General features: G+C 64.5%; 27 protein-coding genes. 11 read left to right on the top strand and 16 right to left on the bottom strand.

Annotated elements, in window-relative coordinates:
- Window positions 1-22 precede the first annotated feature (22 nt).
- Both AC1C2N_RS00510 and AC1C2N_RS00505 read right to left on the bottom strand, forming a co-directional pair.
- Window positions 23-514, bottom strand: coding sequence for a MarR family winged helix-turn-helix transcriptional regulator (locus tag AC1C2N_RS00510; protein ID WP_483405083.1), 492 nt, complete (start codon window positions 512-514; stop codon window positions 23-25).
- Between the two features lie 163 nt (window positions 515-677).
- Complete coding sequence (locus AC1C2N_RS00505) at window positions 678-1,751, bottom strand: BMP family lipoprotein (RefSeq protein WP_483405082.1); 1,074 nt, start codon at window positions 1,749-1,751, stop codon at window positions 678-680.
- A gap of 130 nt (window positions 1,752-1,881) precedes the next feature.
- On the opposite strand from AC1C2N_RS00505, the gene AC1C2N_RS00500 reads away from it, so the two are divergent.
- The 6 genes from AC1C2N_RS00500 to AC1C2N_RS00475 all read left to right on the top strand — a co-directional run bounded on the left by AC1C2N_RS00500 (window position 1,882) and on the right by AC1C2N_RS00475 (window position 7,186).
- Window positions 1,882-2,697, top strand: coding sequence for a GntR family transcriptional regulator (locus AC1C2N_RS00500; protein WP_483405081.1), 816 nt, complete (start codon window positions 1,882-1,884; stop codon window positions 2,695-2,697).
- Window positions 2,694-3,470 carry a hypothetical protein gene (locus AC1C2N_RS00495; protein ID WP_483405080.1) on the top strand — a complete coding sequence of 259 codons (777 nt, stop codon included), beginning with the start codon at window positions 2,694-2,696 and terminating at the stop codon, window positions 3,468-3,470. Before AC1C2N_RS00500 ends, AC1C2N_RS00495 begins: the two co-directional genes overlap by 4 nt.
- Entirely contained in the window at window positions 3,467-4,537 is a 1,071-nt protein-coding gene (locus AC1C2N_RS00490) for an ADP-ribosylglycohydrolase family protein (RefSeq protein WP_483405079.1), read from the top strand. The genes AC1C2N_RS00495 and AC1C2N_RS00490 overlap by 4 nt, the downstream gene beginning before the upstream one ends.
- An 8-nt stretch (window positions 4,538-4,545) precedes the next feature.
- On the top strand, window positions 4,546-5,547 hold the full coding sequence (locus AC1C2N_RS00485) for an adenosine deaminase (protein ID WP_483405078.1): 1,002 nt from the start codon (window positions 4,546-4,548) through the stop codon (window positions 5,545-5,547).
- Window positions 5,548-5,659: 112 nt separating this feature from the next.
- Window positions 5,660-6,352, top strand: coding sequence for an NADPH-dependent F420 reductase (locus AC1C2N_RS00480; protein WP_483405077.1), 693 nt, complete (start codon window positions 5,660-5,662; stop codon window positions 6,350-6,352).
- A gap of 108 nt (window positions 6,353-6,460) precedes the next feature.
- Window positions 6,461-7,186, top strand: coding sequence for a DsbA family oxidoreductase (locus AC1C2N_RS00475; RefSeq protein ID WP_483405076.1), 726 nt, complete (start codon window positions 6,461-6,463; stop codon window positions 7,184-7,186).
- 17 nt (window positions 7,187-7,203) lie between these two features.
- On the opposite strand, the gene AC1C2N_RS00470 is transcribed toward AC1C2N_RS00475, so the two are convergent.
- The 5 genes from AC1C2N_RS00470 to AC1C2N_RS00450 form a co-directional block, all read right to left on the bottom strand.
- Window positions 7,204-7,590: a DUF7882 family protein gene (locus AC1C2N_RS00470; protein ID WP_483405075.1), complete on the bottom strand. Its 387-nt coding sequence runs from the start codon at window positions 7,588-7,590 to the stop codon at window positions 7,204-7,206.
- 241 nt (window positions 7,591-7,831) lie between these two features.
- Window positions 7,832-9,397: an HNH endonuclease signature motif containing protein gene (locus tag AC1C2N_RS00465; protein ID WP_495432440.1), complete on the bottom strand. Its 1,566-nt coding sequence runs from the start codon at window positions 9,395-9,397 to the stop codon at window positions 7,832-7,834.
- Between the two features lie 637 nt (window positions 9,398-10,034).
- Window positions 10,035-11,006 carry a permease prefix domain 1-containing protein gene (locus AC1C2N_RS00460; protein ID WP_483405073.1) on the bottom strand — a complete coding sequence of 324 codons (972 nt, stop codon included), beginning with the start codon at window positions 11,004-11,006 and terminating at the stop codon, window positions 10,035-10,037.
- Entirely contained in the window at window positions 11,003-11,338 is a 336-nt protein-coding gene (locus AC1C2N_RS00455) for a PadR family transcriptional regulator (protein WP_483405072.1), read from the bottom strand. The genes AC1C2N_RS00460 and AC1C2N_RS00455 overlap by 4 nt, the downstream gene beginning before the upstream one ends.
- A gap of 104 nt (window positions 11,339-11,442) precedes the next feature.
- Complete coding sequence (locus tag AC1C2N_RS00450; protein WP_483405071.1) at window positions 11,443-11,820, bottom strand: VOC family protein; 378 nt, start codon at window positions 11,818-11,820, stop codon at window positions 11,443-11,445.
- Between the two features lie 192 nt (window positions 11,821-12,012).
- On the opposite strand from AC1C2N_RS00450, the gene AC1C2N_RS00445 reads away from it, so the two are divergent.
- The gene (locus AC1C2N_RS00445; protein ID WP_483405070.1) at window positions 12,013-12,948 is read left to right on the top strand and encodes an aldo/keto reductase; all 936 of its coding nucleotides are present in this window, start codon (window positions 12,013-12,015) and stop codon (window positions 12,946-12,948) included.
- A gap of 89 nt (window positions 12,949-13,037) precedes the next feature.
- Here the strand turns inward: AC1C2N_RS00445 and AC1C2N_RS00440 are convergent, their stop codons facing one another.
- Window positions 13,038-14,285, bottom strand: coding sequence for a serine hydrolase domain-containing protein (locus AC1C2N_RS00440; protein WP_483405069.1), 1,248 nt, complete (start codon window positions 14,283-14,285; stop codon window positions 13,038-13,040).
- A gap of 187 nt (window positions 14,286-14,472) precedes the next feature.
- Here AC1C2N_RS00440 and AC1C2N_RS00435 point away from each other — a divergent pair, with 187 nt between their 5' ends.
- Genes AC1C2N_RS00435 through AC1C2N_RS00420 form a run of 4 tightly spaced genes read left to right on the top strand, consistent with a single transcriptional unit; the run spans window position 14,473 to window position 17,924 of the window.
- Entirely contained in the window at window positions 14,473-15,207 is a 735-nt protein-coding gene (locus AC1C2N_RS00435) for an ATP-binding cassette domain-containing protein (protein WP_483405068.1), read from the top strand.
- A complete protein-coding gene (locus AC1C2N_RS00430) occupies window positions 15,207-16,031 on the top strand; it encodes a hypothetical protein (protein ID WP_483405067.1) in 825 nt (274 codons plus the stop codon). The genes AC1C2N_RS00435 and AC1C2N_RS00430 overlap by 1 nt, the downstream gene beginning before the upstream one ends.
- A gap of 25 nt (window positions 16,032-16,056) precedes the next feature.
- A complete protein-coding gene (locus tag AC1C2N_RS00425) occupies window positions 16,057-17,265 on the top strand; it encodes a sensor histidine kinase (protein ID WP_495432438.1) in 1,209 nt (402 codons plus the stop codon).
- Window positions 17,262-17,924: a response regulator gene (locus tag AC1C2N_RS00420; protein ID WP_483405065.1), complete on the top strand. Its 663-nt coding sequence runs from the start codon at window positions 17,262-17,264 to the stop codon at window positions 17,922-17,924. The genes AC1C2N_RS00425 and AC1C2N_RS00420 overlap by 4 nt, the downstream gene beginning before the upstream one ends.
- 136 nt (window positions 17,925-18,060) lie before the next feature.
- Here AC1C2N_RS00420 and AC1C2N_RS00415 read toward each other — a convergent pair whose 3' ends face one another.
- The 8 genes from AC1C2N_RS00415 to AC1C2N_RS00380 all read right to left on the bottom strand — a co-directional run bounded on the left by AC1C2N_RS00415 (window position 18,061) and on the right by AC1C2N_RS00380 (window position 26,354).
- Complete coding sequence (locus AC1C2N_RS00415; protein WP_483405064.1) at window positions 18,061-19,050, bottom strand: D-ribose ABC transporter substrate-binding protein; 990 nt, start codon at window positions 19,048-19,050, stop codon at window positions 18,061-18,063.
- 60 nt (window positions 19,051-19,110) lie between these two features.
- Window positions 19,111-20,244, bottom strand: coding sequence for an ABC transporter permease (locus tag AC1C2N_RS00410; RefSeq protein WP_483405063.1), 1,134 nt, complete (start codon window positions 20,242-20,244; stop codon window positions 19,111-19,113).
- Complete coding sequence (locus AC1C2N_RS00405; protein WP_495432437.1) at window positions 20,241-21,791, bottom strand: sugar ABC transporter ATP-binding protein; 1,551 nt, start codon at window positions 21,789-21,791, stop codon at window positions 20,241-20,243. The genes AC1C2N_RS00410 and AC1C2N_RS00405 overlap by 4 nt, the downstream gene beginning before the upstream one ends.
- On the bottom strand, window positions 21,788-22,435 hold the full coding sequence (locus tag AC1C2N_RS00400; protein ID WP_483405061.1) for a DUF2291 family protein: 648 nt from the start codon (window positions 22,433-22,435) through the stop codon (window positions 21,788-21,790). Before AC1C2N_RS00400 ends, AC1C2N_RS00405 begins: the two co-directional genes overlap by 4 nt.
- Before the next feature lie 180 nt (window positions 22,436-22,615).
- Window positions 22,616-23,914 carry an alpha-amylase family glycosyl hydrolase gene (locus tag AC1C2N_RS00395; RefSeq protein WP_483405060.1) on the bottom strand — a complete coding sequence of 433 codons (1,299 nt, stop codon included), beginning with the start codon at window positions 23,912-23,914 and terminating at the stop codon, window positions 22,616-22,618.
- 88 nt (window positions 23,915-24,002) lie between these two features.
- Entirely contained in the window at window positions 24,003-24,308 is a 306-nt protein-coding gene (locus AC1C2N_RS00390) for an EthD family reductase (protein WP_483405059.1), read from the bottom strand.
- Window positions 24,309-24,372: 64 nt separating this feature from the next.
- The gene (locus AC1C2N_RS00385; protein ID WP_495432436.1) at window positions 24,373-25,797 is read right to left on the bottom strand and encodes a dihydrolipoyl dehydrogenase family protein; all 1,425 of its coding nucleotides are present in this window, start codon (window positions 25,795-25,797) and stop codon (window positions 24,373-24,375) included.
- Window positions 25,797-26,354: a hypothetical protein gene (locus tag AC1C2N_RS00380; protein ID WP_483405057.1), complete on the bottom strand. Its 558-nt coding sequence runs from the start codon at window positions 26,352-26,354 to the stop codon at window positions 25,797-25,799. Before AC1C2N_RS00380 ends, AC1C2N_RS00385 begins: the two co-directional genes overlap by 1 nt.
- Window positions 26,355-26,375 lie beyond the last annotated feature (21 nt).

Below are 26,375 nucleotides of genomic sequence, written 5' to 3'. Positions count from 1 at the left end.
CCACAGATCTGCAGCGGCACGATCAGCTGCTCGAAGCCCCCAACTGCCTGAGCAAGGCTGCGAACTGGGCGCGCTGCTGGCTGGTCAGCACCTCGAGCTCGTCCGCCTCGAGCCGAACGAGAGCGATCATCGCTGCATCGACGCGCGCCGTGCCCTCGGCCGTCAAACGCGCCAGGTTGCTTCTGCCGTCATTGGGGTTCGGCTTACGCACGATCAAACCGCGCTCGTGGAGGTTTTCCAGGCGGTTGGTCATCGCGGGAGTCCCGATCATGGTTGCTCGCGAGAGCGCCATCGGACTCATTTCGTGGGGAGGGTCGACGCGCCGAAGCGCGGCCAGGACGTCGAATTCCCAGCTGCTCAGATCCGCTCGGCGGAACGCCTCTGCCCTCAGTTCGTTCAGGCGGAGCGCGACGCGACGAAGGCGCGACATCACATCAAGCGGAGTGAAGTCGATCTCCGGGATGCGCGTAGCCCAGGCGTCAACGAGCAGGTCCACCTCGTCGTCGTCGTTCATACCGCCCACATCCCTCGAAGAACCCGCCGACGCGGTGATCCGCACAACGCCATGCGGTAAGTCTGCAGACTTCCCCATCCGCCGTGCAACCGGCACACCGAGTGGCATCGAGTTGGGGCCGCAAGAGACGCGCGACTGAGCCAGCCGCAACCGCGGCCAGTGCTCAGCCCCGGGTCTTTACGTTCCCGTTGATGATGGATATGCGGAGCTCGTCCAGCCGCGCCTCGAGCTCGTCCGGAATCTCTGCCTCGAATTCGCCGAATCCGGCGAGGCCCGTCGCCTCGTTGTCGAGGCCTCCCACATACGGCGTCGGGTCGAATTCGCCGGTGCTCGCCTCATCGATGATCGAGACGACCGCGTTCGTCATCCGTTTCTCAACGCTCGTCAGCGCAATGTCAGCAAAGTCGGGTGCGGTGACGGAGATATCGGAATCGACACCGATCAGCATTGCGCTGTTTCCGTTGTCACGGATCGCCTCGGCCGCAGCGACGAAGAGCGGGCCTGCGACAGGGAACAGTACATCTGCACCCTGATCGATCTGCACCTGGGAGATCGACTTCGCCTGCACCTGGTTCACGAAGTCGCCGACGAAGGTACCGACCTGCTCTTCGGCGTCCCACCCGGCGACCTTCGTCGGGGTCTGGTTCTCCTCCGCCCATGCCTGTGCCCCGTAGTAGTAGCCGTCCATGAACGACGTGACGGATTCGTTTTGGACGGCACCGAACGTGCCGATCGTGTGGGTCTTCGATTGGGCGGCTGCGAGGTAACCGGCGAGGTAGCTCGACTCGTCCATCAGGTACGTCACCGGCTTGAAGTTTGTAATCGATTCTTCGGTCTGGAAACCATCGACAGACACAAAGTTGATGTCGGGGTTCGCCGCAGCAGCGGCGTTTGCTCCCGCGTTGGCGTCGAAACCGACGCTGAAGATCAGGTTGCAGTCCTGCTCGATGAGGCTGTCGAGGCCCGGCGCGAAATCGTCGGAGGTGTCGGCCTCGAAAGCAATGGTCGCGACCCCCAGCTCTGCTTCGGCCCGGTCCAGCCCGTCGCGAACCTGCTCATTGAACGAGTTGTCGTTCCAGCCGCCAGCACCAGACACAGCACAGGCGAGGAAGTCTCCCGAATCCCCTGCGCCCTCCGGAGCGGCGCTATCGGGCGCCTGGCCACACGCGACCAGGGCCGGGAGGGCGAGAAAAACCAGGGTCGCCGTCGCTATTGCACGGGAGGAGCGGGAAGTCACAGGTATATCCAATCCGAAGGCAGGTTGGTACGATATAGATCCAATTGGCAATATTGGTATCATGGTTCTTCGCGAATCGGCTTGTCAATGAGCAATACAACGCTTGTGGTTGCACCGGAGGGAGTCATCGATGTCCGAGGCCATGGTTGGGTATGTTCGGAGCCACCTCGGCGGATCCGCGCCACTCTACTTACAGGTCCGGGATGCGATCGAGAGCTTCATCGAAACCGATGAGCTTCCGCATGGCACCCAGCTGCCGGTTGAGCGCTCACTCGCGGATGCCCTCGGGGTCTCCCGCGTCACGGTACGCAAGGCATACGAGGGCCTCGAACGCCACGGCGTTGTGGCTCGTCGCCGTGGCGCAGGGACCTTTGTCCAACGGAACCAGGTCCAGGGCAGCCTTCGGCTTCTCTCCGGCCTGAGTGATGAAGTCGGCGGCGGAGTCGACACGATCCGAACCCGTGTCGTCGAGCTGGGCTACCACGCTCCCAGCGCGAGCGCCAGACGCGAACTGGGGGTCCCCGACGATGCCCTGTCGACCATCAGGCTCGCGCGCGTCCGTTACATCGGCGACGTCGCCAGCACCTACGAGGTGTCATGGATGCCGGCGGCAATCGGTGCCAGCCTGCTCGGCACCGACATGACCGATAAGTCCCTGTTCCGGCTGCTTGTCGACGAGCAGGGAATCACCCTCGATCACGCCACCGAGACGCTCAGGGCGACCTCACTCGATCGGTTCGAGGCAGAACAGCTCGAGTGCGCACCCGGAACGGCCGTCTTCCTGATCAATCGCACGACGTTCGACTCCGGCGGAAAGCCGGTCGAATACGCCGAGACCCTGCTTCGCGGGGACCGGTTCTACTACGTCACGACTCTCCACGCGGCAGACCAGTTACTCGCTGATCCCGGCAGGGTTACCACGGCGTTCACGCAGGAAAGCGCGTGACGGCATCCGTACCCCGTAGGCTCCGCGACCTGACCCTTCTGCCCGGCCCCGGCGGCACGACGATCGTCGTGGCCTGCGATTCGGTCGGAGGGATCGGTGAACTGCCCGGAGACACTTTTCTCACCGAGAACAGGACAGTCGCCCACTTCGGCGCCCGGGTGCCGCTTCTGGAACTGATCTGCGCCGGCGCGAAACCATCGCTGATCGTCAATACGCTCTCCCTCTCGCTCGGGGCGGGTGGCCTGGAGATGATCGCGGAGTTCCGCGCACTGGCCGGCGAACTGGGGCTCGACCCCGACACCGGCGTCACGGGGTCCACCGAGGATAACGTGACGGTGACAGCCACGGGCTTCGGTGTCACCGCCATCGGCACCGCGTCGGCGCTCACCGTCGGCAGCACCGAACCCGGCGACAGCATCCTCTGCGTCGGTGTGCCACTGAGCGCTCCGGAACACCGGCTGGTCGTCGGCGACCCACGGATGCCGTCACTCGCGGAAACCCTCCGCATCGCCGCGACAGCGGGAGTGCACGAGTGCCTGCCCGTCGGGTCTCGGGGAATCCTGGCCGAACTGGCCGACCTTCTCAGCCCCTCCGGGCTCGCCGCCGAGCCTGTCGCTCACGACCTCGACGTGCACGCGACAGCGGGGCCGTCCACCTGCGTGCTCGTTTCGGCGACATCCGCTGCCGAAACCGTGCTGAGAAGCATCCGCCCCGACCTTCCGATCACGCGCATCGCCACCGTCAACTGCCCCAGACCGGAGCCCTCCAGATGACCTCCCAGACGTCGACACCGTCGACCCTCAACCCCATCCTGCTCGACCGCGCGCTCGGGACCGTCTACGGGGTAGCGCTCGGCGATGCGATGGGGATGCCGGGAGAACTGTGGTCCCGGAAGCACATCCAGGACCACTTCGGACGCATCGACAGGTTTCTCGACGGGCCGGACGGCCACTTCGTCGTGGATGGTTTCGTGGCGGGACAGGTGACGGATGACACGCAACAGATGCTGATGCTCGCTGAGTCGATGCTCTCGACCGGCGGAACCGTCGACGTGGTCACGCTCGCCAGGGACCTCGTCGCCTGGGCGGACCGGGTCGGCGCGTCAGAAGGGCACTTCCTCGGACCGACAAGCGCCCGGGTGATTACGGCCCTCCGCAACGGTGCGGATGCCACGGCCACCGGGGTGGCAGGAACGACAAACGGCGCCGCCATGCGGATTGCGCCCATCGGCATCGTCGGCATGCGGGGTGGAAACCTCGATTGCCTCGTCAACCAGGTCGAGGCGTCGTGCCGCATTGCCCACGGGACCAACATCGCCATCGCCGGGGCCGCGATGGTGGCCGGCTACATCGACAGTGCGATTACATCGGCGCTCACGGCAGATTCGGCCGTCGCCGCCACCGTCGAGACCGCGGCGAAAGCAGCTCTCGATGCGGGATATCGAGGGATGCAGCGGGGCGAAGACGTTGCTGGAGCGTCACTGACCGCACGCGCCGAATGGGGAATCACGCTCGCGGGCATGGGCATCGACGACGATGCGTTTCTCGAGAACATCTACAATATTGTCGGCAGTGGTACGGAAACCACGGAGTCCGTACCGGCCGCGATTGCCCTCGCTGTCAGGGCACAGGCTGATCCGCACCGCTGCGCGCTCCTCGCCGCCAACCTCGGTGGCGATACCGACACGATCGGGGCCATGGCCGTCGGCATGGCGGGAGCGGTTGGAGGGTTTGCGTCGATCGACGCGGACCTCGTCACCACACTCGACCGGGTGAACGGGCTTCCGTTCGCCGATGTCGCCACCCGGCTCGCCGCCCTGAGGCAGAGCTCCACCGAATAAGGCAAGGCATGAAACCGCTCGTCGAACTGCACGTCCATATCGAAGGCACCCTCGAACCAGAAATGGTGTTCGACCTCGCGGCCCGAAACAACATCCGGCTCCCCTACGCCAGCGTCGCCGCGCTGCGCGAGCTGATGCAGTTCGACGACCTCCCCTCGTTCCTCGACCTGTACTACGAGTGCTGTGCGGTTCTCCGCACCCCCGAGGACTTCCGCGACCTGATGCTCGCGTACCTCCGCCGGGCAGCTGCGGCCGGTGTCGCTCACGCCGAGATCTTCTTCGACCCGCAGACGCACACCCTCAGGGGCGTGCCCATCGACGACGTCATCGATGGGCTGCTCGACGGCATCGCGGCCGCGCACCACGATCTCGGGGTGACAGCCGGACTCATCCTGTGCTTCCTTCGTGACCGCCCGGTCGCCGAGGCCGCGGCAACCCTCGAGTCAGCCGCACACCGGGCGGGCGATCTGCTCGGCGTCGGACTCGATTCGGCCGAGGTCGGCTACCCGCCGCACCTGTTCGCCGACGTGTTCGAGCGAGCCCGCGAACTGGGACTCCGAGCAGTTGCGCACGCTGGCGAAGAGGGCCCGGCGGAGTACGTTCTTGAGGCACTCGACGTGTTACGGGCTGAACGCATCGATCACGGCATCCGTTCGATGGACGACCCGGCGCTGGTCGAGCGCCTGCGGAGCGAGCAGACGCCCCTCACCATCTGCCCGTTCTCGAATGTGCGGTTGCGTGCGGTGGCGGATCTCGCCCGGCACCCGTTGAAGCGGATGCTGGATGCCGGGCTTAACGTCTCGATTCACTCCGACGATCCCGCGTACTTCGGGGGTTACATCGATGACAACTATCGCGAGGTCGAAGCGGCGCTCGGTTTGTCGGCCGCTGACCTCGACACGCTGGCCACGAATGCGATCAACTCGGCGTTCATCACCGAGGAGCGGCGCGGTGAGCTGCGGGGCGAGAGGCTCGTCGTAACCGGCGGGCGTCGCGAGTTTTCCATCTAGTCCCCGTGAAGCCGGGGGTATGACAGGGCCCCGAATGTTTTCGTTGAAGCGACTTAGGCTGACGTCGTGAGCCGCAGAGAGGTTCACGACGACAGCACGAGGAGAGCCGCTCATGACCACAATCGGTATTCTGGGCGCCGGCCAGGCGGGAAGCACTCTCGCCCGCGCGGCGATTGCGGCGGGCTATGACATCGTCATCGCCAATTCCCGTGGCCCGGAGACGCTGAGGGGCCTCGTCAGAGCGCTGGGTCCGATGGCGCGTGCGGCGTCAGCCGCGGATGCTGCCGCTGCTGCGGACTTCGCCGTTGCCGCCTTCCGGTACACGCCGACCGACACGCTGCCCGTCGCGGAGCTGGCGGGGAAGGTCGTGATCGACAACAACAACTACATGCCCTGGCGCGACGGTAACTTTCCCGAGGTGACTTCGGGACGAAAGACGATTCATGAGTTGCGGCAGGAACAATTGCCCGAGTCTATGGTCACGAAGGCTTTTACTCACATCCAGTTTCACGAGCGCCACCTGATCCGTGTTCCGAGCGATGCACTCCCGGCGATACTCCGGCTGGCGAGGCCAGCGGGCGCACCCGACCGGAAGGCGCTGGTGGTCTCGAGCAACTACCCGGAAGCTGTCGAGCTGGTGACTCGCTTCTACGACGACCTCGGATTCGACGCGGTCGACAACAGCCCGCTGAGCGAATCGTGGCGCAGCGCGCCCGGCACACCGATGTGGCGCCACCACGTCGACGGGCAGAGCCGCGACGAACTCATGCGCAATCTACAGCGCGCCGAGCGCATCACTTCCTGACTGCTGGCACCCGACGCGCATCCCACAGCCCGGTGGCCCCGGGCTCATAACCCCCGGCGCGTGCGCCTCCGCGGACAGCGCCGCCAACCCGAACAGGAGATGTGTCCCATGAATGAGCAGACCGGGCTCAGCCCGGAAACCACTGAGCCGCGCCGAGGTTATCGCCTCAAAGTAGATGTGTGGGCCGATGTGATGTGCCCCTGGTGCTACATCGGAAAGCGACGGCTGGAAGAGGCTGCACGAATCTTCGGTGCCGCTGAGCCGGGCGAGGCCCGCGACATCGACATCGAGTTCCACAGTTTTGAACTCGAGCCGGACATCGCTATCGGGCACACGCAGCGCGTATTCGACTTCAACGTTATGACTAAGGGGATGAGTCCAAACAGTGCCAGCGCGCTCCTGTCCCGGATCACCACCCGGGCTCGCGCCGTCGGCCTCGACCTGCACTTCGACACCGCGCTGCTCACGAACACGTCGCTCGCGCACCAGCTCATCCACTACGGCAAAGCGCGCGGCAAGCAGCTTCAGACAGAGGAGGCCCTGTTTGCCGCCTACTTCACCCAGGGCCGCAATATCTCCGACATCGAAGAACTCGGCCGGATCGCCGGGGAGCTCGGCCTCGACGCTGTGGACGCCATCCGTTCGCTGGAGTCCAACGAATACCTGGACGCGGTCCGCGCTGATGAAGCCCGAGCCCGGTCCTACGGGATCAACAGTGTTCCCTTCTTCGTCATCGACGGCAGATACGGCGTTGAAGGCGTCCAGAGCGCGGCGGCCATCACCAACGCGCTGGAGCGAGCGTGGGCGGAGAGAGATGGAACGGCCGCCGCTTGAGCGGCCCGAAATTTGTCTTAACGACTCGCCACTGGAACTCTGACGCGAGCATCACGTTCACCGTTGGAGGCTTTTTGATCGCCCTCGGGGGCTTTCTGGTGCGCTGATTCGTCGATGGCTTCGGGCTCCGCTAGAAGAACAAGCCCCGCCGGCCCAAATGAAGACTGGGTCAGCAGCTCAACCCATGCTCGATTCAGCGCCGGCATTTCGCTGGCGGTGTAGTCATATCGCAACGAGAGAGTGGGATGCATCCAGATGGTCGTTCGTCCACCCTCCGGGACTGGCCAGCTGAAGTAACACGACTCGCCTCGGCGTAATTTGGCACCGATCACTATTTGAAGATGCGCTAGCGTGCGGTCTTCAAACTCGATAGGCGTGCCGCCGTCGTACGTAAAAGTACCCATAGAAATCTCCTGAAATCGTCCGTTTGCACGTCCCAGGGTCCGGGGGAATCAGCTACACATCCATACTAGGTCCGCACCAAACCCAGCGCTAATAACTTCTTCTGGCGGGCGTGCTCTGCCAGGGGGAATTAATCAACATCGTTGAGCGCTGCAGGAGGCGCTGACCGACGGACGGACACTGCCACGACCGCACCCGGGCTGTCGCGTTCCTGCCCCTGGACATCGGGGATGGTGGCACGGTTTACCGGAAGTATGGTTTGCGGCGGATCCATTCGGCGATGGTGACCTTGGGTTTGCCGTTCACCATCGTGACCGTGAAAACCCCGGTGTCGACCATCCGGTGGTGGAACCAGCAGAACAAGACTCCGTTATCGAGATGGGTGGGCCCGCCTTCGGAGTGCGGGATGATGTGGTGGGCTTCGCAGCCGGTGGCCGGGATCTGACAGTCCGGCATCGCGCAGGTCGGTCCGTCGCGGGCGATCATGCCCATTCGCTGCGTCCGGTTGAACCCGCGCTGGTCGTTGCCGAGGGCAACGACAGTGCCGTCGGGGTCGATGAACACCGGGATGATGCTCGCATCACACAGAATCTGCGTGATCGTTGACGCCGCCACCGGGCTGTTCACTCCCACGATCTGTCCGGTACCGGACTTCGAGTCGATCACGTCCGCGTTGACCGTGACGACGACGGTCGGTGCAGCACCGGTAACACTGGGTGCGTCGGTGGAGCGGGCGAGGGCGTCGATCATCGCGGCGAACACGTCCGCGCGTTGCTGCCCCGCGGTCCGCCGGGCCCGGATGGGTTCGCTGAACTCCGCAGCGGGGTTCCCGTCGGTACCTTGCGTCGCGTCACCGGTGTCTGGGTCGGGGCCGGTCACGGTTGGCGACGCGCCGGATCCGAAGGCGCCCGTGTCGCCGGAGGCGAAAACGCCTGTGTCGCCCGTTCCGGGTCCGGTTCCACCAGCTCCGCCGCCGGTTCCATCACCAGAGCCCGCACCAGGATGAGTGGCGGTTGGGTCGTATCGGTCCGCGGTCTTTGGGCTCAGCACCGCATCGAGCAACGCGTGGAGTTTCGCGCCGACGTCGACGGTGACCTGCCCTCCGAACTTCACCAACCCGTCCTTCGCGGCGCGGGCGATCCAGAAGTCACGTTTCTGGAACGCTTTGTCGGTCAGGGGTTCGATCCCGTCTTCGTCCAACCGGTCACGCCACTGCCGAGCCTGAATACCCACCAAATCCGCCGACATCGGTAAGCCGTCACGCCAGCCAGCACCAACCGCCTCACTGACGAGAGTGCGCTCGGCAATAGCGAGGTGTTCCACCTCGGCACGGGGCGCGGCCAGCGATAGTTCCCGGGTGATCGCTTCGGCGGTCTCCACCCCGATCAAACCCTGACGGAACGCCTCCCCCACCACCGGAAACAACGGCGGCAACGGGAACCCAGCATCGGTGAGCCTCCGGCAGGTCCGTTGCCCGACCCGGATCAACCGTGACGCGGCAGCCGAGGACACTCCGGTGATCACCTCGATCAGGTGTGACGGACGCTGGTAGTTGTGCTTCACCGCCAACCCATCGTTGCCGCGCGCCGGGTCGGACCGGTCCGCGACCTCGGCACTCAACGCCGCGAGGACCGCTTCACCGGCACGCACCACCCCGGCGACCTGGCCCAACTGCGTCAGCAACTGTTCGCCGGTCAACCGGTCCAGATGATCCAAGTCAAGAACATCAACCACCTGACCCAGGTGCGTGAGCAACCCGGTAAGCGCACTCTCCCCCTCCGGCACCGACGCCGGCGGAAAGTCGCTCACCGCGAGGCTCATGACACCCGCACACCCCCACGAGCCGAGGCGAGGACATGACGCCCGGCCAGAGCGAAGTTCGCCACACCAGAACGGTGACGGATCGGACTGCTGACCGGGATGTTCATAACCTCAGTACACACCCAACCACTGACATTGAAACCGGGCGCCACGGGCATCGTTCCCGAGCCTTCGCAGGCGTCCAAACGCCACACCAGCACGGGTGCGAATCGGGCTGCTGACCGGGATGTTCATGACTTAACTACACACCCAACCCCTGACATTGGAACCGCCACATTGCGGGCCTCGCACCGACACCATCCCGGGCGCTCGGACGCGACCCTGTAAGGGTGCGGATTGCGCAGTTGACCGGGATGTTCATGAATTCAGTACACAGCCAACCACTGACATCGGCGTTGACCGAGGTTCAGGCTCTGACCCCGCATCCGGCACCGACTTTGGTGCCCGGGGATCAGGGGCAGTGGCGGTTTTTCGGGAGGAGATTCGCCGGGGCGAAGCGCGACAGCGGGCTGGCCGCCCGGTTTTTCCTCCCGGGGCTCCAATGGCACCTCCGGGACTCCATTGACGCCTCCGGAACCGGGGTGATTCCTCCGGGACCGTGGCGGCATTTCCGCGAGCATGCCTCTTACCGAGGCGAGACGACCTGCGCGTTGCTTCTCGCTGCTTTCAGGAAGGCGCTCGCAACATCCCACAGACCGGTCACCACAACCGCCGCGGCGGTGATGCCCGAGATCCACCTGGCGGTGTCGGCATTCCAGTCGACGCTCGACAGGAACGACCAGTCGAAGACCTGGTCGGTCGTGAGCAACCAGAGTGCAGGAATCATGAACAGCAGGCCGACGCCGAGGTTCACAGCAGCGAGCGCGTGCGTCCAGCGCCCAACCGCGAAGAGCACCACGGCGAAGACGGCCTCGAGAACCAGCACAGCGATCAGGTACGGCAGCCAAAAATTCGACAGGTGCTCCTGCAAAACCAGAACCGGTTTTCCCTCCAGATACAGCAGGGATCCGACCCGCTGCCAGAGGAGCAGGCCGATGAAGAAGGCAAGGAGAATTACCGTCGCGATCGTGTCAGCGAGCGAGACCTGATTGCGTCGCTCGATCGGCGGAAGCATCTCAGGAACCCACGCCCTGAGCCCGAGGGAGCTGCGGCGGGCACCCGTGCGTTGCAGAATTGCGAACACGAGGGTCACCCAGAACGCCACCTGAATCAGCAGACCGATGCTTGCGCTGAGAGCGGCGCTGAAGGCGGTGATTGGATCTTCCGGCTCGATGACCATCCGAACGACAAGCACACCAACGAAGGATGTCGCGCCCACGATCCAGAGGAGGAGCTTCAGAACGCGCACCCACGAGAGGTAGAGATCGGGTCCGATCAGGTACAGCGGCTGCTCGGCGTAGCGTGCGGCCAGCTGACGAGGGTCACCAAACTCCGTGAGCACCGTGCTCTCCGCCTCGGCAGGCGCCTGGCCACTCTCAATCCGCGCCTCGACGGCATCCGTTATTGATCCGCGCAGTTCACGATCGATATCGTCGCGCTTCTCTTCGGGGATGGACTTGAGGGCGGCGAAGACGTAGCGGTCGGTGAGAGTCGTCATGATCGTCCTTCGTTGAGCTGGTGAATGGAGGAGTGAAGGTCATCCCACTCCGCGAGGAGCAGGTCGAGCAGTTCGCTGCCCTTCTCACTGGTGGTGTAAAACTTGCGGGGCCTCGCCTCGTCTGTGTCCCAGGAACTGGTCAGCAGTCCCTGCTTTTCGAGGCGGCGCAGGAGCGGGTACAGCGTGTTTGCCTCGACGGCAAACCCCGCTTGCTCGAGAGCTTCAAGGAGGCCGTAGCCGTATCCGGGTCGCTTCAGCACGGACAGGCAGGCCACCACGATCGTGCCCCGCCGCAGTTCCTGCAGGTGTCCGCTCAAGAGGTCGTCGTCCATGCTCACACCATAGTGTGTGTCACACACTATGCGCTAGTCGCACACCATGTTGTAGTACGCCATTCTGGCTGTCAATCTCTGACAGAACCGCTGTAACGAGGACGCTACCTCGGACCGGCAACACCAATCAGATTGCCCTCCGGATCGGCGAAATGGCCGACCACGAGCGCGCCGCTGGGATTGCGCGCTGGACCGAGCACTCGAGTGCCACCCAGCCGCTCGGCACGCGCGAGCGCGACTTCCACATCGTCCACCCCAACGTAGAAGAGAGCGTGCGGCGCGAACTCGTGCCCGCCTCCGATGCCGCCCGCAATGGGACCCCCGGCCGCGTCACCGACGAACCCGTACTCGCCCGCCTCCGAGATTTCCGGGGCAACGGGCGAATCGGTATCGGCAGTCCAGCCGAACAAAGCGGAGTAGAACCGTCGCAAAGCACCCGGGTCCCGACCGATGATCTCGAAGTGAACGACGGGATTGGGCACGGCTCCCCCTTCGAGAGATGGCGCTCGTCACGGCGATGCAGCCCGCCCGTCGGCGACCCCAATGATGCGGACACTGTACACAGCTGCGTGCCCCGTGTGAAGGGTGCCGCCGTGGTGGACTCTTTGCCCCGGTGAGTGGTTAGGTAGGCATGCGTCACCGTCGGAGTTGCCGCGTCTGCGAAAGGAATCACCGTGAAGACCTTTACCCTGCCGAACACCGAAATCGTCGCCCCCAACGTCATCCTCGGACTCATGCGCATTCCCGACAAGACGGACGATGAGGTCCGGGAGCTCGTACACACCGCCCGGGATGCCGGCATCGACTTCTTTGACCATGCGGATGTCTACGGGAACGATCTGCACGGATGCGAGCGACGATTCGCGGAGGCGATGAAGCTGAGCGCGTCGGATCGCGACGCCATCACCATCCAGACCAAGACCGGGATCGTGCGGGAGGGACCGTACTTCGACTTCTCCTACGAGCACATCATCGAGTCGGTCAACGGATCGCTCGAGGCGCTGCAAACGGACCGGATCGACATCCTGCTCCTCCACCGCCCCGATGCCCTCGTCGAACCGGAAGAAGTTGCCCGCGCCTTCGATGAACTTGAAAGCGCCGGCAAGGTGAAGTCGTTCGGCGTCTCGAACCACACCCCTCGACAGATCGATCTGCTGAAGCGATATGTGCGGCAGCCCATCGTGGCCAACCAACTTCAGCTCTCGATCACCCACGCTCCCATCGTGACGCAGGGCGTCGCGGCGAACATGCTCGGCGAGCAGCAGTCGGTCACGCTCGACGGTGGTGGGATCGTCGACTACTGCCGCCTCAACGACATCACGATCCAGGCCTGGTCGCCTTTCCAGGCCGGGTTCTTCACCGGGGTCTTCCTCGGATCTCCCGAGTACGCGGAGCTGAACGCCGCCATCGATCGACTTGCCGCCCAGTACGACGTGCCGCCGATCGCGATCGCAACGGCGTGGATCACCCGCCACCCGGCCCAGATGCAGGTGGTGCTCGGAACGACGAACCCAGAACGCGTTGCCGGGGCTGCCCTCGGCTCTGAGATTCCGCTGACGCGCGCCGAATGGTACGAGTTGTTCCGCGCGGCGGGCCACATCGTTCCGTAGGCCGCACCGGCAGCCCTTCACGCACAACAGCTTCCGGTGCCAACCTCATGAGGTTGGCGCCGGAAGCGTTGGTGATCGGATGCTCGGCGTCAGTCTTCACAGAAGGCCGCGTCAACTGCCTTCGTTACTGCCCTGTAAGTGTCCATCATCCGGGGCTCGTCCTCCTCGGCGATGAAGGCCCAGGGCAGAGCAGTGACGGCAACGCTGAATGCCGTTCCGTCGGCTGCGACACCATTGCGAGTCTGAAAGCCGTGGATGTCGCCACCGTGGCCCCAGATCACGCCGCCGCAGCTCAGCGGGTAGCTCTGCAAACCGAGGCCGTACCCCGCTCCAGGCCACAGGCCTTCATCGGCCGGCACGGTCTTCTGCATCTCAGTTGTCATCCCCTCGCCGAGCAGTCGACCGTCGAGAACCGCCCTCATGAACTCATTCAGGTCGCTCGGGCTTGCGACGACCTGGCCGGCGGCCCAGCCCCATGACGGGTCGAGTGTGCTCACGTCGTAGAACTCGCCATCCGCGTCCTTGTGATACCCCGAAGGGTGCTCCCCGCGGAGTGACATTTCGCCGACCGTCGGGAAGTAGGTGTGCTCAAGCCCCAGTGGCTCAATGATCCGCTCGGTGATCACCTCGAAGAGCGGCCGTTCGGCCAGGCGTTCGATCAGAAGGCCGAGCACCAGGTAGTTCGTGTTGCTGTACTGCCAGCGCTCACCGGCGGCAAAGCCCGCCGGCTTGCTGAGCGCGATATCGAGGAGGTCGCGCGGCGATGTGTAGACGCCCTGTGCCTTCTCAAAGTCCATCGCGATCTCGTCGGCGTATTCGGGGAGTCCTGACATCTGCTGCAGCAAATGACGCACGGTGATGCGGGTGCCGTCGATGCCATCACCCGTGACCAGACCCGGCAGGTAGCTGTCGATGGGCTCATCAAGAGCGACCTGACCGTCCTCGACGAGCTGCAGCACGGCGACGGATGTAAACGTCTTCGAGTTGCTCCCGAGCCGCACTTCCCCGTCGACGGGTACGGGTTCGTCGGTCGTGAGGTTCCCGACGCCAGCCACGTAATCCTCGTGCTGCCCGTCGGGGCTGGTGAATGAGGCGAGCGCTGCGGGAAAGCCGAGATCGACCAGGCCGTCGAGGTGTTCCTGGATGACCGAACTCTTCGCGGTCTCCTCCTCCTCCACCGGCGCGGCATCCGACCACGCACCGGCACCCCACGCACCGGCCACCAACGCTCCGACGGCCAGCACGCTGGTCGTCGCGAGGATGACGCCACGGCGCCTGCTCGGCTGGGATTCCGTCGGTTCGACGGTGTTCTGTGATTCCTGCTGGTTCATGGACATGTCGTTTCTTCCCTTGTGATGAGGTGGTCCATGCTGCGTGAGCTGGATCGTGTTGAGACTTCTGCTGTCCGAATCGGACATGTCCAGCCTCGCCAGATGCACACGCTCGCGCCCCGCCCGGAGGAACAGGATGAGGACTGTCCTTGAGGATGGGGCGCCGACGGAGCGACCGCAGCACTCTGGGGACATGACGAATTCCACATCACCAGCCCTCGCGATTCGCGGGCTGAGTAAGTCCTTCTCCGGACATCCCGCGGTCGAGGACGTCTCATTCGACGTCCTCGACGGCCGGGTTGTCGGTCTCCTCGGCCCCAATGGCGCCGGCAAGACCACCACCACCCGCATGATCCTCGGCCTCGCCTCTCCCGACAGCGGCGAGGCGCTCATCCACGGACGCCGGTACCGCGACCTCGAGCAGCCGGCCCAGACCATCGGGGCACTCCTCGATTCGGCAGGATTGCACCCTGGCCGCACCGGCAGGGAGCACCTCCGCATCGCCGCAGCGCAGATCGGCGTGGCACAGCCCCGGATCGACGCCGTGCTCAATGAGGTTGACCTGAGCACAGCGGCCGATCGACGGATCGGTGGCTACTCGCTCGGCATGAAGCAGCGACTCGCTCTGGCAGCAGCGCTGCTCGGTGAGCCGTCCATCCTGATCCTCGACGAGCCGGCCAACGGCCTCGACCCTGCGGGGATGCACTGGCTTCGCGAGCTCATCCGTTCCTTCGCGGATGCCGGCGGCTCAGTCCTCCTGTCGTCCCACGTCCTGTCAGAGGTGGCGCTTGTCGCCGACGACATCGTCGTGATCGCAGCGGGCAGGGTCGCGGCATCCGGCGACCTGCGTTCCACCGTCGACGCCCACGGAGGAGACCTCGAGAGCTACTATCTCGACCTCACCTCGACAAGTGCGGGGGTGCGCTGATGATCCGCGCAGAACTGCTCAAGGTCACCACGACTCGAGCCACCAAGGCAGCGATCGGCGTCGGCATCGCCGGTCTCATCGCAACACAAGTCACCCTCGTTACCGTTCTGCCCGCCCTCGCGAGCGGCGCCATCGGCCCCGGCCGGGAAGCGCTGGGAGATGACCTTCCCGCGTTCGAGCTCACCTCAGCGGCGGCACAGCTCGCCGCGGTCAGCCCGCTCGGTTCTTCAACGGGCGCTGGCTCCATCGGTATCGCGGTGCTCGCGGTCCTGATCCTCGGCGTCCTCGCGGGCACCACCGACTACCGGTTCGGCGGGATCGTTCCCACGGCACTTGCGGAACCCCGTCGTGGACGAATCCTCACGGCGAAGGTGGGCGCAATGGCCATCGTCGGGGCGGTTGTCGGGGTCGCGTACGCGGTCGTCAGCGTTGCGACGCTGCTGATCTCGCTCGCGCTCGCGCAAACCGACCTGGCCGTCAGCATTCCGGACCTTCTCGGGGTGCTGGGACGCGGTGCTCTCGTGGTGCCCCTGCTCGGGCTCCTCGGCCTGGCCATCGGCATCCTCGCGCGCAATCAGCTGGCGGGAGTGCTCATCACGCTCGGCGTGCTCCTGTTCGAACTGATCGCGCAGGCCACCATCCAGCTCGTCACCGGCTCATTGCCGGTCTGGGCGCAGCTGATGCCCCTGTCACTCGGACAGGCGGCCGTCTCACCGGGCGTGGCGGGCAGCATCCCGCCTCTCATCGCCGTAGCGGCACTCGCGGCGCTCGTGGCCGTGGTGACGGCAGCGGCGGGAGCGGCAATGCGATCCCGTGACATCTGAGCACCCCGTGCCGGACAATGGTCGGATGACCACACCACCCCGTCAGAGCAGCGTTCGCAACGCGCTCTGGCGGGGTACTCCCGTTGTGCTGACGGCTCTCCTCGGCATCGGCTACGTGATCGGGGTGGCAGTTATCGACAGCGAGTCCGCCGGCCAGAGATACCCCTGGCTTCCCGGCGTGATCGTGCTCGCCCAGGCGGCGACCCTGCTGGGGCGGTACCGCGTCCCCGTTGTCGTACTCATCGCTACGTCGGCGCTCGATGTCCTGATGCTGCTCATCTCTTCCGGAGAGGCGAGCACCGGCACCTTCGCGGTCATCATCGCCGTGTATTCGTATACCCGCGAGCGCCGCGAGGCCTCCCATTACCTGCTTCCCGCTGCCATCGCTGTGGCATCCGTCATCGTCACGATCGTCACCGTGCAGTCCAGCCTCGAAGTGCCCGGCGAGCTGGCGCTGCCGTTCGCATTACTGCGTGCGGCTCTCACGTTCGGCCTGCCGGTGATCCTTGCCGAGGTCGTCGACGGTCGCGCCAGGCTCGTTGAGGCGTTGCGTGAACGGGCGGATGCCGCCGAGAGAGAAAGAGAACGTCTGGCGCAGGATGCCGTGCGTGAGGAGCGCGCACTCATGGCACGGGAACTACACGACATCGCCGCCCACCACCTGACGGGCATCATCGTCAGCGCCCAGGCCGCTGACGCGTTGCGGGCGACGGATCCGGACCGCGCTGGTGAATACATCCGCCGCGTTCAGAGTGACGCTCGAACCACGCTGAATAACCTTCGCCAGACGGTCGGCCTGCTCCGCGCCGACGGAGAGGGTTCGCTCGCCCCCGTTCCGTCAATCGAGCAGCTGCCGGGACTCATTGCCGAGGCATCCGCCGCGGGAAGCCCTGTGTCGCTGTCGGAATCCGGTACTCCGGTCGATATCGGCCCGCTCACCGGCATCACCGTCTACCGGATGGTGCAGGAATCCCTCGCAAACGCCGCCAGGCACGCACCCGGGTCGCCTCGCACCGTCGAGGTGGATTACGGCGAGAATGCCCTGCGCGTGACCGTGCGGAACGGGCCGGGTTCGCGGGCTGTGGCCCAGGAGGTGGACTCCCGGCCCCGGTTCGGCCTCGTCGGCATGGCGGAACGCGCCGACCTGATCGGCGCGAGGCTCACAACCGGGCCGAGCCCCGACGGCGGCTGGGCGAACACCCTCGAGATCCCCTACGACGGAGTGCAGTCATGATTACCGTTGCCATTGCCGACGACCAGGCCATCGTGCGGGCCGGCCTGTCCGTGATCCTCGACCAGGAGGAGGACATCCAGGTGGTCGGTGAGGCGAAGGACGGCTATGAGGCCGTTGCGCTCGCGAAGGAGCAGCACCCGGACGTGATCTGCATGGATATCCGGATGCCGGGACTCGACGGTATTTCAGCGACGAGAGCGATCGTCTCCGATCCGGCGAACACCACGAGCGTGCTCGTCGTCACCACGTTTGATCTCGACGACTACGTCTTCGGAGCGCTGGAAGCTGGCGCTGCCGGCTTCCTACTCAAAGGAGCCGACGAGCAGACTCTGCTCGGTTCCATCCGTTCCGTCGCCCGCGGTGACGGAACGCTCGACCAGCGCCTGACCCGAAGGGTGATCTCCGAGTTCGCCAACCGAAGGAGGCGACCGGATCGCATCCAGACCCCGCCTTCTGTGCCGCTCACCGCCCGGGAACTGGAAATTCTGGCGCTTCTGAGCGAGGGACTCTCCAACCAGGAGATCGCAGAGCGTTTGTTCATCGAGCTCACGACGGTGAAATACCACCTCGCCGGCATCCTCACCAAGACCGGGGCACGGGACCGGCTGCAGGCCGTCGTGTGGGCCTTCACCAACGGTGTCGCTCCGTCGGGGATGTAAGGCGGGGACGTGCTGAATCAGATGGACCGTTCCCTGCTCCAGGCCTGCCCCATCACGCTCGCACGACGTGCCGATCCCCGCGGTAAGCGATCGGCGGACTCGTGCGAGCCCACCGATCGCCCTGCGCCGCTCCGAGCTAGTCCTCGAGCGCGAAACTCGTGTACTGCTCGGCGTTGTTGGCATCGATCACAACGCAATCGATGGACTGTTTCTCTTCAGCACCGGTCTCACCAGTGCGGATGAACTCGTCAGCCTGCTGAACGGCCATTTGCGAAATAAGCACCGCCGGCTGCAGGCCGGTCGCAACGAGCTTGCCGTCCTTGATGGCCTGCACCGCGTCGGGGCTGCCGTCGAAGCCGACGATCTTGATCTTGTCGAGCAGCCCTGCAGCCTCGACGGCCGCAACGGCACCGAGCGCCATCGTGTCGTTCCCGGCGATGATCCCCTGGATGTTGGGATCACGCTGCAGCAGCGTCTCGACCTTCTGGAACGCCTCGTCCTGGTTCCAGTTGGCAGTTTCTTTCGCCGCTGGCACCAGGTTCGGGTACTGGGAGATCACGCTCGCGAAGGCCTCCGACCGCACACCGGCGTTGGTGTCTGACTCTTTGCCGGTCAGTTCGATGTACTTCCCACCATCGGGAAGGGCAGCGACGAACGACTCGGCAACGGCGGCCGCGCCCTGAGCGTTGTTGGCAACGATCTGAGCCTTGGCAATTCCGTTCTCGTTGATCTCCCGGTCGATGAGGAAGACGGGAACCCCCGCTTCCTCGGCTTTGGTGATGGGACCGATCGATGCGTCAGCTCCCGCGTTGTCGAGGATGATCGCTTTGGCACCCTTGCTGATGGCCGAGTCGATGAGTTCGCTTTGCTTATTCGGGTCGTCGTCGTGGGACGCGACGGACGTCTCGTATCCGAGCTCCTCCGCTTCTGCCTTGGCGGCATCCGCCTCTGCCTTGAAGAAAGGGTTCTCCTGTGCCGGAGTGATGATGGCGATGAGGCCACCGGCCTCGCCGGAACCATTGCCGGAGTCCCCGGAACTGCCGGAGCCCCCTGAGCCGCCTGAACAACCGGCCAGGCCGACGATGGCGAGCACTGCGATTGTCGCCGTCAGAATCTGTCGCTTCATTGCTTCAGCCTTTCGTTTTCTTGGTGTGCCGCGGTGCACCCACCGCGGTGTGGGGTCTCGTCAGGGCGTGGTTGGGGCCGATGCCGGTTCAGCGTGGTTGCCGGCGGCAAGAGCCGCGTTCTTCGACCGCTTGATCCGCTGTTGAGCCTGGTCCAGCATCACGGCGAGGATGATCACGGCACCCTTGATGGTGATCTGCCAGAAGGTGGAAACACCGACGATCACGAGTCCGTCACTGAGAAAACCGATGACGAAGGCGCCGATGAGCACGCCGCGTACGTTTCCTCGGCCACCTGTCAGCGCGGCGCCACCGATGACCACAGCCGCGATGGCGTTGAGCTCGAATGATTCCCCGAGCTGGGGAGCAGCGCTCGTCAGCTCAGAGGAGATGATGAGACCGGTTGTCGCCGCGCAGAATCCACTGATCATGTAGACGCGCAATTTGACCTGACGCACCGGCACACCCGAGAGTTCAGCGGCACGCTCATTCCCTCCGGTGGCGTAGACCCAGCGACCGAACGGCGTGCTCTTGAGAACAAAAGCGGCGACGAGGGCGAAAACGACCATGATCCAGATGGCGGTCGGAATGCCAAGAAGACGGCCGCCGCCGATGATGTTGAAGCCTGTGTTTCCCAGGGCTTCCTCCCCGCCAAGGCGCGGATAGGTGGAGCCGTTTGAAATGAGCAGCGCGGCACCGCGCGCGACGTATAACATCCCGAGGGTCGCGATGAAGGGTGCGACGTTGAACTTCGTCACGAGCAAACCGTTGACATAACCGACCAGGGTGCCGACGGCGAGTGAGCAGAGGACCACGACCCACACAGGCGGGTACACAACGACGCCGAAGGCATCAAGCTGCCACCCCTGCAGCAGCACACCGGCGACGACACCGGACAGCCCCACTGTGGAACCGACGGAGAGGTCGATGCCGCCCTTGAGTATGACGAAGAGCATGCCGAGCGCAAGAATCGCGTTGTATGCGACGTGTTTGGTCATGGTCAACAGGTTGTTGAACGTCAGGAAGGAATCGGAGAGCAGCGCGAAAATGATGATCAGGACAATGAGAGCGATGAACGCGCGCCCCTCGAGAAGGATCCCGAGGTAGTCGATTTGTCGCTTTCCAGCGCCGTTGTCTCGATTGCCGGGCCCACCGCCGTCGGTCGACGGACGCATGCCCGTTGTGGTTGCAGTCACTTCACGAGTCCGTTCTCTGGTTTCGCAGCTTCGGTTGATTCGCCTGAGGCCACCATCAGGCCTTCTCGGTCTGTGTGTTTCGGATCGAACTCGCCGACGATGCGGCCCTTCGAGAGCACGATCACACGGTTGGAGACGCCGAGGGCTTCCCCGACCTCGGACGTGGCGAAGAGGACTCCAAGGCCGCGTTTTGCCTCACGCGCCATGAGTCCGAAGATCTCCGCCTTCGCTCCCACATCTATGCCCCGGGACGGTTCGTCGAGCAGGATCACCTCCGGCTCTGTCATGAGGATTTTGGAGATCACGACCTTCTGCTGGTTTCCACCCGACAACGAGGAGATAGCGGCATTGGGACCCGAGGTTTTGACGCGGACATCCGAGACCACCTTGTCGATGCTGGCGCGTTCGCTGCGTCGGTCCAGGACAATCCCTTTGACGAAAGCAAGCAGATTCGCCAGCGATGCGTTCTCACCTACCGACATGGTTTGAACCAGACCGTCGCGCTGCCGGTCCTCGGGCACGAGCGCGAGTCCGAGTGCGATGCGCTCGGCGACAGATTCTCCCTGGATCACCCGCCCCTTCAGCCGAACTGTTCCGGATTGGATCGGGATGCGCCCGGCGAGTGCTTCCAGGAGCTCCGTGCGGCCGGCTCCCATCAGCCCGTAGAGGCATACCACCTCGCCGGCGCGGACAGAGAGGGAGAGGTCGTCGACGGCCAGGCGCGCCGGGTTGGACGGATCGGCGATGACAATGTTCTCCAGTTCGAGAACTGGCTCGCCGAACTCCTCGAGGAGATCCGGTGACAGGTCGCCAACGTTCCGGCCAACCATGTTCGAGATGACCCAGCCGAGGTCGATCTCGGCGCGGTCGCCTGTGGCTACAAGATCGCCATCGCGGAACACTACGGCGTGGTCTGCAATCTCGAGCGCCTCTTCGAGGTGGTGTGAGATGTAGACGATGGCGACGTTCTCGGCGGTCAGTTCGCGGATCAGTTTGAACAGCACCTCGACCTCGCTTCCGCTCAGCGCGGAGGTCGGTTCGTCCATGATCAGCACCCGCGCATTTCCGGCGAGCGCCCGGGCAATCTCAACCACCTGTTGCTGGCCAAGACGGAGGTCTCCGACAAGAGTCCGAGGGTCGAGCCGCTCCTCGAGCCGCGTCATCAGCCGCGCGGTTGTCGCGTTCTCCGCACCGTAATCGATCACAACACCACCTCTGGTGCTCTCACGTCCCATGTAGATGTTGTCTCGAACATTGAGGTTGGGGGCGAGGCTCAGTTCCTGGTGGATGATCGCGATACCTCTGGATGCCGCATCGACGGTGTCTCGGAGGCGCAACGGTTCACCGTCGAGCTCGAGGGTGCCGGATGTCGGGGACTCGACGCCGCTGAGGATCTTCATCAGCGTTGATTTACCCGCTCCGTTCTCACCGAACAGCACGGTGACGGCCCCTCGTCGAATCGAAAAATCGACACCTTTGAGTGCCCGGGTGGCCCCGTAGCTTTTCGTGATTCCGATGGCGCGCATCACAACGTCGTTGTCGCTCATTGCCCCACCTCAAATTTCACCGGAACGACCGAGACAAGTGCCGGGTTCACCCTGGTGAACGCACCGGTCACCGTGACGGTCTTGCCCTCGAGGACTGCGGGGTCGACATCGGCGAGCACTTGCTCCTTGACGAGGGTGTTGAGCGCGGTCGCGACTTCCTGAAACTCGAGCTGGTTGGTGAAGTCGTTGAACTTGACGGTCCCCGTGGCATCCCGAATCGCTGTGCCATTGATGGCCGGGCCGATCTGGACCTGCACGACTGTTCCCTCGGGGAGCCCGTCGACAGTGACCGGCAGGATCGATCCGTTGGGTGCACCGGCGATTCCGGTAAACGTGACCGGGTATGAATAGGCGCTGGACGACCCGGCGGTGTTCCCGAAGTCCGCTTCGTCAGCTCCTGCCGCGAGTTCACCGAGGAGCGTTGCGAGATCCACCGCGTCGTCGCTGATCGCCGGAGCGATGTCCTCCTCGAAATGCTCGGCAGCGTACTCGTCGGGTTCGAAGGCGCCCGCTTGCGAGGCTTCTGCGGCCGCGTCGATCGACAGAACCCGCGTGCTGGTTATCGCAGCCACGATCACGGCGATAGACAGCACAACGCCTGCGAGTCTCACATAAAGGCGACGACGTGGTGCGGTGAGGGACATTAACCGCTCCTTTGCGGGTCAGGTGTCTCATGCAGTGGCGACAGGTCACTCGACATTGAGGATGCTGCGTTATTTTCGGTTACTTCACGGCGTGCCCATCCTCTCCCACAGGAGTTGTTTTGGTCAACCGGTTTGCCTGAATCCGCTTCGATAACGGCGCTGACGCCGGAAGCCACTACCTCAGCCGACGATGGCCCACCCGTGCGCCGCGAGCCGTCCCGGGGTCTCCCGCGTTGCCGGATCCGCAGCCAGTACACCGCCTTCAACGAGTGGGAACGTGTCATCGCCGAGGTTCAGGGCGACAGTGAGGCTCTCCCCCTCCCAGACCACATCGACCTCGAGGTGCTCATTGCTGAGAGCGCGCGGTTCCGCGGTCGTGGCGCGGTGAAGCCACGGGTGGCGCCGCCGCAGGCCAAGAAGCTCCTGGTAGAGCGGCTCGATCGCGGGGTCGACGACCGACACCGAGGCGGGACCGTCAATCGGGAACTCCGGGCGAATGACGTCATCACCGCCGGCGCGCTCCTCCTTCACCCCGCGGAAACCCCACTCGTCACCGGCGTAGACCGTCGGAGTTCCCCCGAGCGTGGCCAGCAGCACGATCGCGTGCGGGTGATGACGGGCATCCGTGATCGCGGATGCGATCCGGGTGACGTCGTGGTTTCCGATGAAGGTCGTCGGAACAAACGAGCTGAGCATTTCATTGTGGCGGCCGAGCGCCCAGGCCAGCTCCCAGAGATTGCCCTCGTCGATGCTCGACCAGATCGCCTTCCACAGCTCGTACTGGGTGACGCTGTCGACGGTTCCCTCGCTGACGAACGCGGCGTACTCACCGTGGATCACCTCGGCTTCGAACCAGGCATCCGGATGAGTACGGCGCACCTCGGGCAGAACTGCCGCCCAGAAGTCTGTCGGCAGCCGGTACGCGGCATCCAGCCGCCATGCATCAGCACCCCGGTCGAGCCAGTGCCGCATCACGTCGACGACGAGGCGTCTGGTCTCCGGCTGCGCCGGGTCGAGTTCAACCAGGGCGTCGTGGCCCTCGAACGCGACCAGGCCCCCGTCGCTGGTTCGCTTCAGCGCCTCTGAGTCCTGCGCAACGAGCGGGTGCTCGCGTCCGACGTGGTTGAAGACGCCGTCGAGCTGGACGCGGAGGCCTCGTGCGCGCGCCTCACCGACGAGGGCTGCGAAGTCCTCATGGGTGCCGAGGCGAGGGTCGATGCTGAAGTGGTCGGTGGTGTCGTACCCGTGCGTCGACGACGCGAAAATAGGTCCGAGTGCGATTCCCGACGCGCCGAGTTCGATGACATGGTCGAGCCACGGGATCAGGCGGAGCAACCGGTGTTCATCCGCTGTTGCAGGCCCAGCGTCTGTCTCGGGAAATGCGCCGACGAACCCCAGCGGATACACCCGCCACCAGATCACGTGGTCCACCCATTCGGGTCCGGTGTGGGCTGTCACGGATCCTGACGTTTGGCTCATTACTTGACGATACCCGCTCGGGGTGGGCCCCTGAGAAATGCGGGCGACCGCGCCCGACGCGGGTGCGTCGGGCGCGGTCGTGAATGCTCTAGACCGTTTCGATGTCGGAGAAGAGCCCGGTGAAGGGTGTTCCTGTGCCCACAAGCCGCTGGAAGAACTCGCCAGCGGCGGGTGTAGCGACAGCGGCTGAGGCATCGTCGTAACTGTCGAAGTACAGGTCGAGGGTGCGATGCGACGGCGTGGGAGTTCCGTCTTCCTTGGGCCAGACCTTCGCGGACTCCGTGCGGCGCAGCCCTGGGAGTTGCTGGGCCAGCGAGACGATCTCGGGGTAACCCGCTTCAAACGCGTCCGCGTCGGCGGGGTTATCGATGATGATGGTGATCTTCGTGGGCATTTGCTTCTTTCCTTCCAGTGGGTTTGTGTTCGTTTGGGTGTTTGCTCGTTGGGTTGGGGCAGGCTCAGTTCGGCCGACCGTAGGTTTCGAGGAGTCGGAGCCAGACCTCGCTGATGGTGGGATAGGAGGGAACGGCGTGCCAGAGCCGGTCGATCGGGACTTCACCGACAATCGCAATGGTTGCCGAGTGCAGCAGGTCTGCGACATCCTGACCGACGAAGGTCGCCCCGGCGACGATGTGGCGGTCCTCATCGATGACGAGTTTCGCGTGGCCTTCGTAACCATCGGCGTGCAATTTCGCTCCCGCAACCCAGCCGAGGTCGTATTCCACGACTTTCACATTCATTCCGCGAGCGCGCGCTTGCGCTTCGGTAAGGCCGACTCCGGCAACCTCGGGATCGGTAAAGATCACGTGCGGCACGGCCGCGTCATCAGCGGTTGCGACGTGGCTGCCCCAGGGAGCATCATGCACGTCGCTGCCGCCGAGCCTGGCAGCGATAACCTCGCCCGCGGCGCGGGCCTGGTACTTGCCCTGATGCGTGAGGAGCGCGCGTCCGTTCACGTCACCGACGGCGTAGAGCCAGTCGGTGCCCGTGACGAGCATGGTGTCATCGACGCTCAGCTTCTCTCCGGGGGTGAAGCCGACCGCGTCGACGCCGAGGTCGAGGGTGTTCGGGCGGCGGCCAGTGGAGATGAGGATTTCGTCCGTCACCACCGTGCTGCCGTCGTCGAGTGTGGTCGTTACAACGCCGGCCTCGTCGCGGTGAACACCCGTCGGACTGACGCCGATGCGCACGTCGACACCCATCTCCCCGAGAGCCTTCGTGACGAGTTCCCCAGCAAGGGGTTCTTCGCGTTCCAGAAGAGGACCCCGTGACAGAAGAGTCACGTCGGAGCCGAGAGAGGCCCAGGCTGTGGCGAGTTCGGTGCCGGCGACACCTCCGCCGAGCACCAGCAGCCGGGCCGGAGCGGTCGACGCACTGGTCGCTTCGCGGGTTCCCCACGGGTTTGCCGCGGCGAGCCCCGCGATGTCGGGCAACACGGGAACGGAACCTGTCGCGACCGCGACGGCCCTCGCTGCGTAGTTCCGGCCGTTCACGTCGAGGGTGCGTGCGCCGGTGAGGCGAGCGTGACCCCGGATCAGATCGATACCGGCGGAGTTCAACCAGTCGACCTGGCCGTCATCCTTCCACTCGCTCGTGAACGTGTTCCTGCGGGCAAGAACCGCCGGAACATCCAGTTCACCGGTGACCGCCTGCCGAGTGCCCTCCAGTCGCTGGGCGGCACGAAGAACGTGCCCGCTGCGCAGCAGCGCCTTGGAAGGCATGCACGCCCAGTAGGAACATTCACCACCGACGAGTTCCGATTCCACGATCGCGACCCGGATGCCACGCTTCGCGGCGTAATCAGCCACGTTTTCTCCGACGGGGCCTGCCCCGATCACGATCAGGTCGTAGTCAGGGACGGACCCCTCGAATGCGCCGGCCATCAGGCACGCACCGAGCGAGTCAGGCGGATGGCGGAAATCAGGAAGAGCACGCCGCCCAGGGTCGCGTAGCCAGCGATTGAGGTCACCATGGTGGATCCGCCAAGTCCCTGAGCGAGGAACGCGAAACCAACCAGGACCGACAAACCGCCGCTGACGATCAGCGGCACCTGGCCACCGAGCTTGCGGCGAATCAGGCCGGTCACCAATTGCGAGGCGCCCGAAAGCACCGCCCACACGCCCCATACCGCGAGTACCGCGCCTGGAGACACGAGCGAGGCCCAGCCAAGGGCAACGGCGGCCAGCACACTGCTGACGATGTTGATGATTTCGCTGGCCCGGGACCGTGACGTTGTTCCAGCCGCCCGCAGCTCGGTCAACACGGAGAACGCGTCAACCAGCGGGTAAATGATCACGAGAACCGTGAGGAGTGGCGCCGCGTTCGGAGCCACAAACGCCAGCAGCAGTGCCCAGACAAGGGCAAAACCGAAGCGGGAGAAATAGACCCGGCGCAGTGTCCTCGCAAGAGGCACGGCCGCACGGGTGTCGATGGTTGTCACCAGAATTCCTTTCACAGAGTT

The sequence above is a fragment of the Mycetocola sp. Y791 genome (genome assembly GCF_059445325.1).
Note: the sequence above shows the minus strand (reverse complement) of the source record. Positions and strands in the feature narration are given on the sequence as shown.